Genomic DNA, 13,327 nt, shown 5'->3' with positions numbered 1-13,327 from the left:
AAGGTAAGCTGTGGCACGGAACTCGCGTCGCTTCATGGAGGCCGCCATGCCGGAGCAGGAACAGCGAGTCACGGCACGCACCGAAGCCGAGATTCGGGAACACGTGCAGGAACTCATCAAGAGCCTCGCACCCGAGAAGACCGTGCCCGTTGTGGCCGAGGCAAGACTTGTCGAAGAGCTGGGATATCACTCGCTGGCGCTGATCGAGCTTTCATTCCTGCTCGAAGATGAGTTCAACCTGCCACCGATCGATGAGGAGTCCGCCCGCGCCATCACGACGGTCAGCCTCGTCGAGCAGCACGTCATCGATACCCTTGCCCGCAAGGGTGTTCTGGCCTAGCCCCCGGCGCTGGTGTAGGACTTCAGCGCCCGCCGCCACGTCAGCGACCCCAACGCGGTGAATGCCAGCGCGATGCCTGTCGCCATGAGCAACAGATTCACGGTGGCCCGGCCCAGCAGTGCTTCGGCCGGAATAGTGGTCATCAGCGCGACCGGCACGACGACGGTCAGCGCCAGGCGCACCGCTGCGTGGTAGAAGGTGCTGGGAAAACGGCCGACCTCAAGTGCCGCCTGAAGCAGATGCTCGATGCCGATCGAGGTGACGATCCAGACCGTGAGCGAGTGCAGCAGCAGACTCACGCCGTAGAGCGCGACGGCTCCCATGGTGATGAGCCACAGGAACATCGCGAACTCGGCCACGCCGAGCGTGCCCGCGAAACCAGCGGCGATCACCGCGACGGCCAGTCCAATCACGACATCGACCACCGCGTGCACATTCAAATGCCGGAAGCTGACGACGAACTGGCTGTTGACCGGCTTGAGCAACAGGAAGTCGAGCGTTCCCTGCCGCACATAGCTGCTCATCTCCGATAGATTGGGCTGGATCACCGCCTGGCGCAAACCGTTGACGCAGAAGAAAAGGCCTATGACGACGAGCAGCTGGCTATAGGTCCAGCCCGCCACCGTATCGGTGAACCGGTAGAAGACGCCAATCGACAATCCGGCCCAGGCGAGCCAGAACAAGCTAATGATGGTGTGTGCGAAGAAGTCCGCGCGGTACTCGGTCTCGGTCCGCACGGCGTTGCCGAGGAACATCCGAAGCAGAATGAGGTATCGCATCATCCCCCCAGCGCCTCATATTTGGGTGCCCCGATCCGCCACAGCAGGGCGTAAAGTAGCCCGCAGACGGCGATCCAGCTCAGTGCGACCCCGAACCCGGTCATGATTTGTGAACCGTCCAATTTGCCCATGGCCAGCTCGACGGGGAAGCCAAGCATCGCGTGAAATGGCAGCAGCGTAGCCACGTCACGAATCGCTGGCGGAAACAAGGCGATGGGCGCGATCCATCCCGATACGAAGGTGCCCATGCCCCACACCAGCATGTCGATGTGTCCCACCCGTGTGGTCCAGAAGCTCAACGCGGTGAACACCGCGCCGATGAGAAATCCCAGAACGCTGCCCAGCACCACCGCGAGAACGGTGAGCGCCCACAACCCGGCGCTATTGGTGTAGTCCACCGCTGGAATGAGCCAGGAGAACAGGATCGCCACCGGCACCAGCACGGCACCGGGGACGGCACGCTCGGCGATGTGCTCGGCGACGTGCCGGTGGATGGGGTGCACGGGCCGCATGAGCTGCACGTTGAGTGAACCGGTGCGCACTTCGTCTTCCCAGTGCTCGACCAGCAGGCTGTAGGTGAAGTGGTTCACCACCGCCACGCCGATGTAGTAGGAGACGGTGTCGGCCTTACTCCAGCCCGATACCAGGCCGGCGTCGCCGATCAGCGACAGCCAGGCGCTCATCATGATGAGCGGAAACAGTGCTCCGACAAGGAAAATGACCAGCTGCCCGCGGTAAACGAGCGCACCGGCGAAGGAGGCCCGCAGCAGGCCGCGGTAGAGCGTGACGCTACGCATCGCTGGCCTGGCCTGAGGCGAACAGTTCCACCATGATGCGCTCTGTCGCGGGCTCCTGCACGGTCACTTCTTGCACGTCAAACTGGCGCAGAGCCGCACCGGCCCGGCCGGCGCTTTCGGCGCGCGGGACGCGCATGGTGACGTGCAGGCCTTCGTGGTGTTCGAGGTCGCCCAGTTCCTTCAGCGCATCGGGGTCGGCCGGATGGCGCAGCACCATCTTCAGGTACACGTACGGCGCGGCGCGGCGCACCAGATCGGTCAAGGTTCCGTCGTAGCGGAGGGTCCCGTGGTCCAGCAACAGCACCCGGCTGGTTATCTCGCTCAGGTCGGCCATGTAGTGACTCGACAGCAGGATGGTCGACTCGTGGCGCCGGCAGTAATCCTTGAGGAACTCACGAATCGCGTACTGCACGGTGGCGTCCAAGCCGATGGTTGGTTCGTCAAGCAGGACCAGCCGTGGCCGGTGCAGTAGCGCCGCGGCTAGCTCGCAGCGCATCCGCTGGCCCAGGCTCATCCGGCGCACGCTTTGGCGCAGCAACGGGCCTAGCTCCAAGAGCTCAACGAGTTCGTCGAGGGTCTCGGAGTACCGGCTGTCCGGGATCTCATAGATGGTCTTGTGGACTTCGAAGGTGTCCTGGGCGGGCAGGTCCCACAGCAGCTGATTGCGGTGTCCCGCCATCATGGTCAGCTGCCGCAGCATCGCCCGGTCACGCACGTGCGGAACATGGCCGAGCACCCGGATCGAGCCACTGGTCGGGTGCAGCAGGCCGGCCAGGCACTTGAGCGTGACCGTCTTTCCCGCACCGTTCTCGCCGAGGAACCCGACGATCTCACCGGGATCGATGCTGAACGTGAGCCCGTCGATAGCCCTGATTTCCCGGTGCTGCGCACGAAAGAGCGCGGCGATCGTGGCCTTAGTCCCGGTCTCGCGCTCCGGCGAGCGGAAGACCTTAACGAGGTCGTGCACGTCGACTACCGGCTCAGGCACGGCTCACCACCTTAGAGATTGGACGGCGCGGCCCACGGCACCCGCCGCAGGACCGGCAGATACAGGTCGGCTCCGGGCGCGTGGGAGTTTTCCAGCCATGGCTTGTATTCACTGGTGAAATGGCGCAGCTTCACGTTCTGCAAAGCGTCTTCGTATTTGCGCTTGCTGCGGGGGCGGTAATAGAAGTGGGTCATGACATTCCACGCCGGATCGATGCGCTTCCATCGCCCGTCCACCACGGTGTTTAGCGCTTCCTGATCGGTACCGGTCATGCACGCCTGAGAATCACGAGCCAAAGCTAGCGCGCGCTGGCCGACCTGTTCGCTGGACCACCGGTCCAGATCGATGACCAGGACGCCGGTGTTGAAGATGACTTTGCCCTCAAGCGGATTGGGCTGCCCCGGCCAGTTGGCTTCGAAGAAAACGTGCACGATGTCGTCTTCCACCGCTCCGAGGATCTGGCCCTCGAGATCGACATGGTTAAGGTCAAGGATGTCGCCGCGGACTAGCACGTCGGCGTCGAGATAGACCGCCCGTTTCCAGTGCGCGGGAACGAAATCCTGCAACATCATGCGTGCGTGCATCACGTTGGTGATGTGCTGCCATTCGCGCAGGCCGGAAAAGTCCAAATGTCCAATGTCGACGATGTCGACCGTGGCTCCGGTCGCGGCGCCGAGCGCCTTGAGCCGTTCGGTGTCCTGGCTGGAAAAGCCGCGGGCCAGGACGAGAAAGTGCAGGAGTTCTGGGGTGCGCGTGTTGTCGGCCGCCGACAGGATGGACACGGCCAAAGGCAGCACGAAGTTTTGGTCAAGCGCGAACACGATGCCGAAATCAGCAGGCGGTGCCGGGCTGTCCATAGTGAAGCCTCCTTCGCACGATTCCCGAGTTTACCGATTACCCGGCACAGATCAATGCATCGAAACATTAAAGTATTAAGATGCTCTTCAGCGCCTCGGCGCCGTCCAGGACAGCCCGTCCCAGAACTTGCAGCGGTGAGCCTCGGCGAAGTCCGTCATCAGATGACAACCTTCGGGCAACAAGGACATGACGTGCCCGGAGCCGGGTTCGTAGCGCGGCCAGCAAGGGCTGGACTCCCCGTTGGGATCACCGGAGCTGGCGAACGTGCTCCAGTAACTCGCCATCTGCTCGCTAAGCCGCAACTGCGCTTCCGACAGGCTCGCCGGGCTGGTGCGCATGCGAAACAACGAAGGAAGCTCCGCACCGTGATACGCGCCGAGCGGAAAGGTTCGCGGGATCGGGACTAGCCTGGGCGCATCCGGGTCGGCGAACTCGTAGCAGTAAACCGGCATCCAGCTCGACAGCAGGCCAGCGACGGTACGCGCCGGGCAGGCCAGCAATCCGTCGGTGGCGGCCGCCGCGTAAGCCAGCGCAGGAGTCCCATGTTCGCCCACCGGATACGTTTCCGTGATCTGACCGGCGGCCGACGGACCGAACTCATGCGTGACAGTGTCCACATAGGCCTGCGAGCTCTTCAGCCGCCGGTGCAGGTACACGGCGATGGCGGCCTCTAGCCGCATGTCGTGGCGGTTGGTGCCTTGCAGTACCGGGACCCGGTTGACCGCCCCAGAGCCGAAGGCCGCCGTCAGCGGCAGGGGCAGCAGTCCGCCGCCATGCACCAGCCCCCAGGCGGTGAACCCGCGCTCGGTGACGGCAGGCACCAGTTCCGCGGCCGGAATACGCCGCAGGTCAACGATTTCCCGGGCCAGCCGCAGGCCGCGGTCTTGCTCCTGGTGGAGATCCGGCATCGGGTAGGCGCACGTCGCTCCCTGCATGATGGCCCGGTGAAACAAGCCGGAGCCCTGCGGTGCGGCCAGCGCCGCGCCCACGAGCGACGCCCCGGACGACTGTCCAAATAGGGTCACCGCGCGGGGATCACCTCCGAATGCCGTGATATTGCGGGAAATCCATCCCAGCGCGGCGAAGATGTCCAACAGGGCGTAGTTGCCCGATCCGGTGTGCGGCTGTTCAGCGGTCAAGTCAGGGTGGGCGAGAAAGCCCAGGACGCCCAGCCGGTACCCGACGGTGACGATCACCGCCCGCTCAGCCAGCGGCGCGGCAGGTAGGTATTCGGCCGCGCTGCCCCACACGAATCCCCCGCCGTGCAGCCACACCATGACCGGCAGATCACGGCGGCGCGGGTCAGGGCTGAAGATGTTCAGGCGCAGGCAGTCCTCATCGGCTGGGCCGGCCTGCACGGCGAAACCCGGCGGCTGCGGGCACACCGGGCCAAAGGCCGTCGCGTCGGCGATTCCCGGCCAGCGCTGCGGCGGCTGCGGCGCTCGCCAGCGCAACGGGCCGGTGGGCGCGGCGGCGTAGCGGATGCCCAGAAACGAAACGTGGCCGTCCGCGACTGTCCCGCGCACGGCGCCGTATTCGGTCTGCGCTACCACCGTGTGCGGCACCGGCATAGTATGCCGCGAGACTGCTAGGCTTCCAAATATTTGGATGTATGCACAGGAGGTTGGGATGCGCTACCGGCAGCTTGGCCAAAGCAGCCTCACCGTCTCAGAGATCGCCCTCGGGTCGTGGCTAACCTACGGCGACGCACTCGACGACAAGGCGTCCGCCGACTGCGTACACGCCGCGCTTGATGTGGGCATCAACCTGTTTGACACGGCCAACGTCTACGGCATGGGCGCCGGTGAACGCGCCCTGGCCGCCGCTTTGCACGGGATCGACCGCTCGTCCTATGTGCTCGCCACCAAAGTGTATTTCCCCATGGGCCGCGGCCAGCTGGGACTGTCAGCCAACCAGATCCGCCAGCAGTGCGACGCCTCCCTGAGCAGGCTCAGCACCGACTACATCGACCTCTACCAGTGTCACCGGTACGACAGCGTCACTCCCCTAGCCGAAACAATGCAGGCGCTGACCGAGGTCGTCGCCCAGGGAAAGGTGCGCTACGTCGGGTTTAGCGAATGGACACCGCAACAGATCAGCGAAGCCCTCGAACTGGCCGGCGGCGTCGCGTTCGTTTCCAGCCAGCCACAGTATTCAATGCTGTGGCGGGTGCCGGAAAAGGAAGTCTTTGGGCTCTGCGAAGCTAACGGCATCGGCCAGCTCGCCTATTCGCCACTGGCCCAGGGCGTCCTGACCGGAAAATACAGCACGGCGACCGGGCCAGCCGGCGACTCCCGTGGCGCCAACCCGTGGCACGTCAAGCAAATGTCGGGTTACCTGCGCCCGGAGGTGCTCGCCGCCGTCGCCCGGCTGGAGCCGGTCGCCGCGCAGGCGGGCCTGACCCTGTCCCAGCTCGCCCTGGCCTGGGTGTTGCGTGAGCGGAGCGTCAGCGCCGCACTCGTCGGCGCCACGAAACCCGCGCAGCTGGCCGAAAACGCCAAGGCGAGCGGCATCGAACTAGGTGATGACACACTGACCGCGATCGACGAGGCGTTAGGCGACGTCGTTCGTTTCTAGCCGGTTGAGTGCTTCCTCCAAGTCCTTCTCGCCGCGCGCGACCAGAAGATTCTCGACTACCAGCAGATCGATGCCGTCCGCGCGCACGAAGGTGTCCAGCGCCTCCTGCGCGGTGTTCACGATCGGGTCGCCCGCGAGGTTGAACGACGTGTTCAGCACCGCCGGAACGCCGGTCAGTTGCCGGAACTGGTCAATCATCGCCCAGTAGGCCGGGTTGGCCGCCTGCTCGACCCGTTGCGGCCGCGCGGAGCCATCGACGTGGGTGGTCGCGGGCATCATCTGATGCATCGCCTGGCGCACCTGCCCGGCAGCGAGCATGAACCTGGCCGGATCGCCAACCGGCGTCGCCATGACGTCGTCCACATGCTCGGCGAGGACACTCGGCGCGGCCGGGCGCCACATCTCCCGTCCCTTCAGGAGGTTGAGACGCTCCAAACTGTACCGATCGCGCGGGTCAGCCAGCAGGCTCCGGGCACCCAGCGCGCGCTGCCCGATCTCGCCACGCCCCCGTGCCCAGCCCACCACCTGTCCCGAGGCGATCGCTGCCGCCACGACCCGCGGCAACACACCCGCGACCGAACGCATGGGCAATCCCACCGCCCGTATCGCTTCCCCGGCGTCCTGCTCGTCGAGTCCCAGCGACCAATACGGATGCGACAGTGCCGTGGGCGCGAAGTCCTTGTCCTCACTGGCTTGCAGCAACGCCGCCCCCAGCGACACCCCGACGTCGTTGGCCACCGGCGGCAGCCAGATCCGGCGAAACGGCGCGTCGCGCAACAGCCGTCCTACCATCGAGCAGTTCATTCCCACACCACCGGCGATGACAAGAGTGTCGGCTCCGGTGAGCCGTTGTGCTTCGTCGGCAAGACCGAGAGCTGCTTCTTCCAGGCAATGCTGAACGGTCGCGGCGAAATCGGCGTACGCGATGGCACCTTCGTTGCGGCGCTGGGCAAATGGGAAGTGGCAGGAAAACATCTCCTGCGTCGCGGCTTGCAACGCTGGGTCAAAGCGCAGCGAGGGCAGGCGGCTGGGGCGCCCGCTCACGGTATCGCCTGGCGGCACCTTGATGGTGAGCTCGTACCCGTCGGGCAGCCGCCGGCCCAGGAATCCCGCCCGGGCCCGGCCATAGGCGGCCAGTCCCATGAGTTTGCCGGCACCCCACTCGCCGAGGCCCGCCCACTGTGCGGCGCCACCGTAAAGGAAACCCAGCGACTGGGCGATCGGCCACTCCCTCAGGATGCTGATGTGCCCGTCGTGGCCATAGGCGATGGTGGCGCTCTGCGATTCGCCCGCTCCGTCCACGACAAGGATGGCGGCATTGTCCAATCCGCAGCTGTAGTACGCACTCGCGGCATGGGCGAGGTGATGGGGCACCCAGCGCATCGGCGGGACCGGATCGGGCACGTGGGCGCCGAACACCATCGTAGCAAGCGATTCCGGCCGGAACCGCGGGTGATCGGCGATGCCCAGCAGCCGGTAGTCCCACCCGATCGCCACCGCCTCAACCTCTTCGGCCGCTACACCACTGGCTTTAAGGCACGCGGCCACGGCCAGCGCCGGCGTTTGGCCAAGCGCGTACTTTCGCCTGCTCACCTTCTCCTGTTCGACGAGGTGGCAAAGCTGTCCGCCGCGCAACAACGCCGCGGAGCTGTCGTGGAAACCGATGTTGACACCGAGAACAAGGCGAGATGTCACGTTGTCGCTCCTGCGGTTGAGGCGGAAGATTGCCGGTACTGGACGGGCAGACGCCGCAGGCCACGCAACGCGATCGTGGGATGCCACTCGGGCTCCCCGGCCAGCTCCAGCTCCGGAAAGGACAGCACGATGGCCGAGACCGCGGCCTGGGCTTGTAGACGTGCCAGCGCGGCACCCATGCAGTAGTGCGCGCCCGACCCGAATGACAGCGCGGGCAGCGCGCCCTTTCGCTTGATATCAAGGCGATCCGGGCTGGCGAACGCACGCGGATCGCGGTGTGCGGCACCAATCAGCGACATTACTTGCTGTCCAGCGGGGACGGTCCGCCCACCGACGGCGTAGTCCGCGACAGTCACCCGCGCGATCGACTGAATCGGGCTGTCGTAACGCATCGCCTCGGACACGGCCGCCGCCGCGAGCCCAGGATCGGCGCGCAACGCGGCGAGCTGGTCTGGAAAGCGAAGCAGTGCAAGGACAGTCAGGCTAATCAAGCTTACCGTGTTGTGATACCCGTTGATGAACAGGAACATGCCGTTGACGACCCGTTCGGCAAACGACATCCGGCCGGCGACAGGGTGTGGTTTCGCCGTGGACAGCGCGGCGATCATGTCTGTGCCGCCGGAACGCCGTCGTTGCAGTGTCAGCGAAGCGAAGTAGGTCGCGAATTCTTCCTCCGCCGCGGCACCGTGCGCGCGATCGGCCGCGCTAACAAGGAATTCTGGATCACCATTGCGCGCCAGCGCCTCGCCCCAGGCCCGCACTTTCGAAAGATCTTCCGGGGGTACGCCGAGAAGCTCGCCCGTAATCGTCAACGGAAGGGGCAGCGCGAAGTCGGCCACCAGATCGCCTTCGCTGTCCCCTGCTCGGATGCGGTCAACGAGTTCGCCGATGACCGCGTCGATACGAGGTCGCAAGCGGGCCGTCAGATCGGCTCCCATCGCCTGCCCTAACAACGTGCGCACCCGCTTGTGCTCGGGCGGGTCCAAGGTGGTTACCGGCTGTGGCAGCCGGTAGCCGCTGGACCGGGCACTGCCGCGCACGACAGCCGCCGTTTGCTCGGCCGCCGTCACCGTGTCGTTGCTCAGGCGCGGGTCTTTCAGCAGCCGGGCGGCGTCTTCGTAGCGGGTGACGAGCCAGATGCCCGACGATGACCGGTGCACCGCTCCCGCCTCCCGCAACGCGGACAGACAGGAGTAAGGGTCGTCCTGATAGGACGCGGCCGTCACTGCCGCGAAGTATTCGTCCGAGGCAAGTGTCTGCGCCGTCCGCATGCGATTCTCCGCTCACCGGCTTTTCTACAAACTTAGATATCTCCATTCATCAGAGTGTCGCTATGCTAGCCGGCATGCCGGATTTGGTGAACAGGTCAGGCCTCATGTCGTCGCTGTACCACGTGCAGGAAATAGCGGACTACATCGTCCCGTTCGCGATCCGGGTGATCTGCGACCTGCGCGTGGCCGACCTGCTGCGCGACGGCCCACGCCCCGTCGAGGAGATCGCACAATCAGCTGGCGCGCACGCACCGTCACTGCGGCGCGTGCTGCGTACCCTCGCGGGCAAAGGCCTATTCACCGAAACGTCGCCTGGACATTTTGGGCTCACGGAAATGGGCGCGCTCCTGCGCAGCGACCACCCTTTGTCTCTGGCACAGGCCTACACCCTGGTGCCGAGCAATTTTCAGGCCTGGGCGTTCTTCGATCACACGGTCAGGACCGGAGAGCCCGCCTTCGAGCATGTGCACGGCGTCAGCTACTACGAACATCTAGCCAAGACGCCCGAAGACGCCAAACGCTACGACGGCATCCAGGAGGCGGGCACCAAGCTGGAGTTGCGGGCCATGCTGCACGCCTACCGCTGGGAAGACGCTGAGGTGATCGCTGACATCGGCGGCAACAACGGCGCCTTTCTGGCCGGAGTGCTCGCCCGGCACAAGCACCTGCGTGGCGTGCTGCTGGACCTGCCACACGTGACCGCCACCGCGCCACAGCGCCTCGCCCAAGCCGGTGTGCTCGACCGCTGTGACGTGGTCGCCGGGGACTTCTTCGCCGCCGTTGCCATCTGTGCCGATCGTTATGTGCTCAAACGGGTGCTCTACGACTGGGATGACCAGCGCGCCAAACTGCTGCTCGGCAATATCCGGGCGGCGATGCCGCGGCACGCGCGGCTGGTCGTGCTCGATCCGGTGGTCACCGACGGCGACGAGTTCTCCGTCGGCAAGGTATACGACCTCCTGAGTATGGCGATGCTGGGCGGCATCACCCGAACCCAAGAAGAACTCGAAGCGCTCCTGGCCGAATGCGGGTTCACCATCATCAGCACTGCCAGCACCGCAATGTTCCCGGTGATCGAGGCAATCGTAAATGCTGAATATGTCAATGTATTGAATCCTTGAACCGCCACGCATAGGCTCGGGCGCAACGTCCGGGCTAAGGGTGTCTGGAGAGACACATGACGCACCGCAACACAGATGTCATCGTGATCGGCAATGGCGCTATCGGGCTCTTCCTCGCCACGGAACTCGCCGTCTCGCAGGAATGCACCGTGACCCTGATCGGCCCATCCGGCCGTCCCGGTGCGGCCAGCAAGGCCGCGGGCGCCATGCTCGGCTGTTTTGGTGAAGTCACCAAGGACACCCTTGCCAGCCCGGCCGCCCAGGCGAAATTCGAGCTGTCCCTGACCGCACACCGCCGCTGGCCCAGCGTCTTGACCAAACTGGAAACGCTCGCGCAACGCCGGGGCGAAAAGCTGCGAGCGGTCGAGGGCACCTTTGTCCTGCTCAATGCCGTTGGCGGGCAACTAGATTCGCTGAACTTCGAGGCGATGCTGCAAGCCCTCGATGACTACAGCGAGCCGTGGGCACCAGCCCAAGCCAGCGACATCCGCGCCTACCAGCCGCGCACCAGCGCACGCGCCCTGCGCATCGTCCACCTGCCAGCGGAAGGCGCCGTTGACAGCAACCAAGTGCTGTCCCTGATGGAAGAGGCGGCACGCGAAGCCGGTGTGTCCATAGTGGACGGCCAGGTCGAGGAGATCCTCACCAGCGCCGGCCGGGCAACGGGAGTGCGGCTGACCGACGGCTCCGAAATGTCCGCCGGCACCATCGTTGGCGCCGCTGGCGCACACACCGGACGCCTCGCTCAACCGGTGCTCCCCCGCCACGAACTGATGCCTATGTTCGCCGGATCCGGAACGGCCTTGGTCGGGCGGCGGATGAAAGGCGGCGCCTTCAACGCCGTGGTGCGCTCACCGAACCGCTCTGGATCATGCGGCCTGCACCTCGTGCCGCTCGGCAACGGGCTGGAATACCTTGGCGCCACTAACATTCTGTTCGAGGAGCCCCAGTTCGAAGGCTACCTGGCCATGGCCCGGTTCCTCGCCGAATGCGCGATGGAGCAACTCGACGAGAACATCGCCCTGCACAACATGGTGCAATGGCGCAACGGCAACCGGCCCGTCACCCTCGACGGCTTTCCCCTCATCGGCTGGACCAGCCTGGCCGGCCTCTATCTGCTGACCGGCACGTACCGCGACGGCTTCCACTGCGCACCCGTGCTCGCCGAACATGCCGCCAGCGAGATCCTCGGCAAGGGCGGAACCATCAAGCACCCGTTCAGCCCCGGCCGCGATCCGATTCGCACGTGGACACCACAGGAGTCCATAGCCGAATACGCGCTGCACATGTCCGCCGGATGGTTTGAGGCACAGGCGAAAGCGCCCGCCGAAGTGTCGTCCAATACCCTTAACGACCTCTTCCGCGCCCAGGGATCCACAGTCTACCAAGTGCTCAGCGGCGATTACGGCCTTGGCCCCGACATCATGATGTACCTGACCGGCCCGCACGCCGACCGCAACCGCCTCAGCGCGATCTACCGGTATCTGCGCGCCCGGAGCTAGCCGATGCACCTCAACGTCCTGACGCAGTGCACACCCGCACCCATGCTCGACGGCATGTGGCGGCACCCAGGTGACCGCAGCGCGACAGGCTACCGTTCTCTGGACTACTGGATCTGGATGGCACAACGGCTAGAGCAAGCCTGCGTCGACGCGCTGTTCTTCGCCGACATCCACGGCATCTTCGACGTGTACCAAGGCTCGTGGCACGCCGCCTTGCGCCACGGCGTCCAGGTGCCAGCGCTCGACCCGATCCCGGTCGTGTCGGCGCTCGCGGCGGTGACCCGCCACCTTGGGCTCGCGGTGACCTACTCGACGTCGTACCACGCGCCCTACCAGTGCGCACGGTTGTTCTCCACGCTCGATCACCTCAGCGGCGGCCGCATCGGCTGGAACATCGTCGTCTCCGACATCCGCCTCGGGCAGGCCGCCGGGCTGTGCGACTACATCTCCCACGACGAACGCTACGACCGCGCCGAAGAATACGTTTCGCTAACCCGTTCGATGTGGGAGGACAGCTGGCAAGACGGCGCGCTGATCGCCGACGCCGCCTCTGACGTGCTGGTGAACACCGATCTGGTACGCGATGTCGGCCACAAAGGACAGTGGTATCACCTACGCGGGCCACACCCATGTGAGCCCTCGCCACAGCGGACCCCCGTGCTCTACCAGGCTGGCGCGAGTTCACGCGGCATGGCCTTCGCCGCCAAGCACGCCGAGGTCGCCTTCGTGACGTTGCCAGCGCCGCGCGCCGGTGCTGAACAGGTCGCGAAGTTACGTCAGCTCGCGGCCAGTTTCGGCCGGGGACGCGCCGATCTCAAAGTGCTCCAGGGGATGCCCCTCATCCTCGGCGAGACTCCGGCTGACTGTGAAGCACAGGCCGAAGCGTTCTTCGCGCTGACGAGCACCGAAGGGCTGCTAGCCAAGTGGTGTGCTTGGGTGGGCGTGGATATCGCCTCGTACCCCCCGGATGCCGACGCGTTCGAGGTCCTCGGCCAGGACGGCCTGTCAATCATCAAGTTTCTGGACACGTTGTCGCGCAACCGAACCTGGACGATCGCCGACATCCGCCGTCTGATCGCCACCCCGCGTCGCCCCCACCCGTTCGACCGGACTGCCCTATTTGGCACCCCAGAACAGGTCGCTGACCGCATGGAACGCTGGCTCGAACTATCTGATGTGGATGGATTCAACCTCTACCCGTGCCCACCCAGCGGCGGCATCGACGACCTCTGCGACCTGCTCATCCCGGAACTGCGCCGCCGCGGCCTGTTCCGCCACACCTACGATCCCGCGGAAACCACCTTGCGCGCCCGATACTTCGGCGCCGGCCAAAACCTGCCCGCCTCCAGCTAGCCTGCCGTAAAACCGTTGGCGGTAGGCCGGCGTGCGCCACTAACGT

At 65.3% G+C, this 13,327-nt stretch carries 12 protein-coding genes; 5 read left to right on the top strand and 7 right to left on the bottom strand.

The features are described 5' to 3' along the window. The first annotated feature begins 46 nt into the window (after positions 1-46). Entirely contained in the window at positions 47-340 is a 294-nt protein-coding gene (locus A3E1_RS0130540; protein ID WP_040392349.1) for an acyl carrier protein, read from the top strand. Here the strand turns inward: A3E1_RS0130540 and A3E1_RS0130535 are convergent. From A3E1_RS0130535 to A3E1_RS42940, 5 genes are all read right to left on the bottom strand, one after another. After that, positions 337-1,119, bottom strand: a complete 783-nt coding sequence (locus A3E1_RS0130535) for an ABC transporter permease (protein ID WP_157631836.1) — start codon at positions 1,117-1,119, stop codon at positions 337-339. The two genes, A3E1_RS0130540 and A3E1_RS0130535, sit on opposite strands and share 4 nt — an antisense overlap. Then, positions 1,119-1,916 (bottom strand): ABC transporter permease, encoded by a 798-nt coding sequence (locus tag A3E1_RS0130530; protein WP_020524613.1) that lies wholly within the window; start codon positions 1,914-1,916, stop codon positions 1,119-1,121. Before A3E1_RS0130530 ends, A3E1_RS0130535 begins: the two co-directional genes overlap by 1 nt. Further along, on the bottom strand, positions 1,909-2,904 hold the full coding sequence (locus A3E1_RS0130525) for an ABC transporter ATP-binding protein (RefSeq protein WP_020524612.1): 996 nt from the start codon (positions 2,902-2,904) through the stop codon (positions 1,909-1,911). Before A3E1_RS0130525 ends, A3E1_RS0130530 begins: the two co-directional genes overlap by 8 nt. Positions 2,905-2,915: 11 nt before the next feature. Further along, positions 2,916-3,761, bottom strand: coding sequence for a glycosyltransferase family 8 protein (locus A3E1_RS0130520; RefSeq protein WP_020524611.1), 846 nt, complete (start codon positions 3,759-3,761; stop codon positions 2,916-2,918). 87 nt (positions 3,762-3,848) lie between these two features. Beyond that, entirely contained in the window at positions 3,849-5,327 is a 1,479-nt protein-coding gene (locus A3E1_RS42940; protein WP_157631835.1) for a carboxylesterase/lipase family protein, read from the bottom strand. 64 nt (positions 5,328-5,391) lie between these two features. Here A3E1_RS42940 and A3E1_RS0130510 point away from each other — a divergent pair, with 64 nt between their 5' ends. After that, positions 5,392-6,339: an aldo/keto reductase gene (locus A3E1_RS0130510; RefSeq protein ID WP_020524609.1), complete on the top strand. Its 948-nt coding sequence runs from the start codon at positions 5,392-5,394 to the stop codon at positions 6,337-6,339. On the opposite strand, the gene A3E1_RS0130505 is transcribed toward A3E1_RS0130510, so the two are convergent. Then, a complete protein-coding gene (locus tag A3E1_RS0130505) occupies positions 6,316-8,034 on the bottom strand; it encodes a carbamoyltransferase family protein (protein ID WP_020524608.1) in 1,719 nt (572 codons plus the stop codon). The genes A3E1_RS0130510 and A3E1_RS0130505 overlap by 24 nt on opposite strands. Then, the gene (locus tag A3E1_RS42935; RefSeq protein WP_020524607.1) at positions 8,031-9,305 is read right to left on the bottom strand and encodes a cytochrome P450; all 1,275 of its coding nucleotides are present in this window, start codon (positions 9,303-9,305) and stop codon (positions 8,031-8,033) included. The genes A3E1_RS0130505 and A3E1_RS42935 overlap by 4 nt, the downstream gene beginning before the upstream one ends. A 74-nt stretch (positions 9,306-9,379) precedes the next feature. On the opposite strand from A3E1_RS42935, the gene A3E1_RS0130495 reads away from it, so the two are divergent. The 3 genes from A3E1_RS0130495 to A3E1_RS0130485 are packed head-to-tail and all read left to right on the top strand — an operon-like array spanning position 9,380 to position 13,281. After that, positions 9,380-10,426, top strand: a complete 1,047-nt coding sequence (locus A3E1_RS0130495; protein WP_211216027.1) for a methyltransferase — start codon at positions 9,380-9,382, stop codon at positions 10,424-10,426. Between the two features lie 56 nt (positions 10,427-10,482). Continuing rightward, positions 10,483-11,928 (top strand): NAD(P)/FAD-dependent oxidoreductase, encoded by a 1,446-nt coding sequence (locus A3E1_RS42930; RefSeq protein ID WP_020524605.1) that lies wholly within the window; start codon positions 10,483-10,485, stop codon positions 11,926-11,928. 3 nt (positions 11,929-11,931) lie between these two features. After that, a complete protein-coding gene (locus tag A3E1_RS0130485) occupies positions 11,932-13,281 on the top strand; it encodes an NtaA/DmoA family FMN-dependent monooxygenase (RefSeq protein WP_020524604.1) in 1,350 nt (449 codons plus the stop codon). Positions 13,282-13,327: the final 46 nt, after the last annotated feature.

The organism is Catelliglobosispora koreensis DSM 44566, from assembly GCF_000379685.1.
In the GTDB taxonomy this organism is placed as follows: Bacteria; Actinomycetota; Actinomycetes; order Mycobacteriales; family Micromonosporaceae; genus Catelliglobosispora; species Catelliglobosispora koreensis.
The sequence above is the reverse complement of the archived record's forward strand: the minus strand, read 5'-3'. Positions and strand labels throughout refer to the sequence as shown.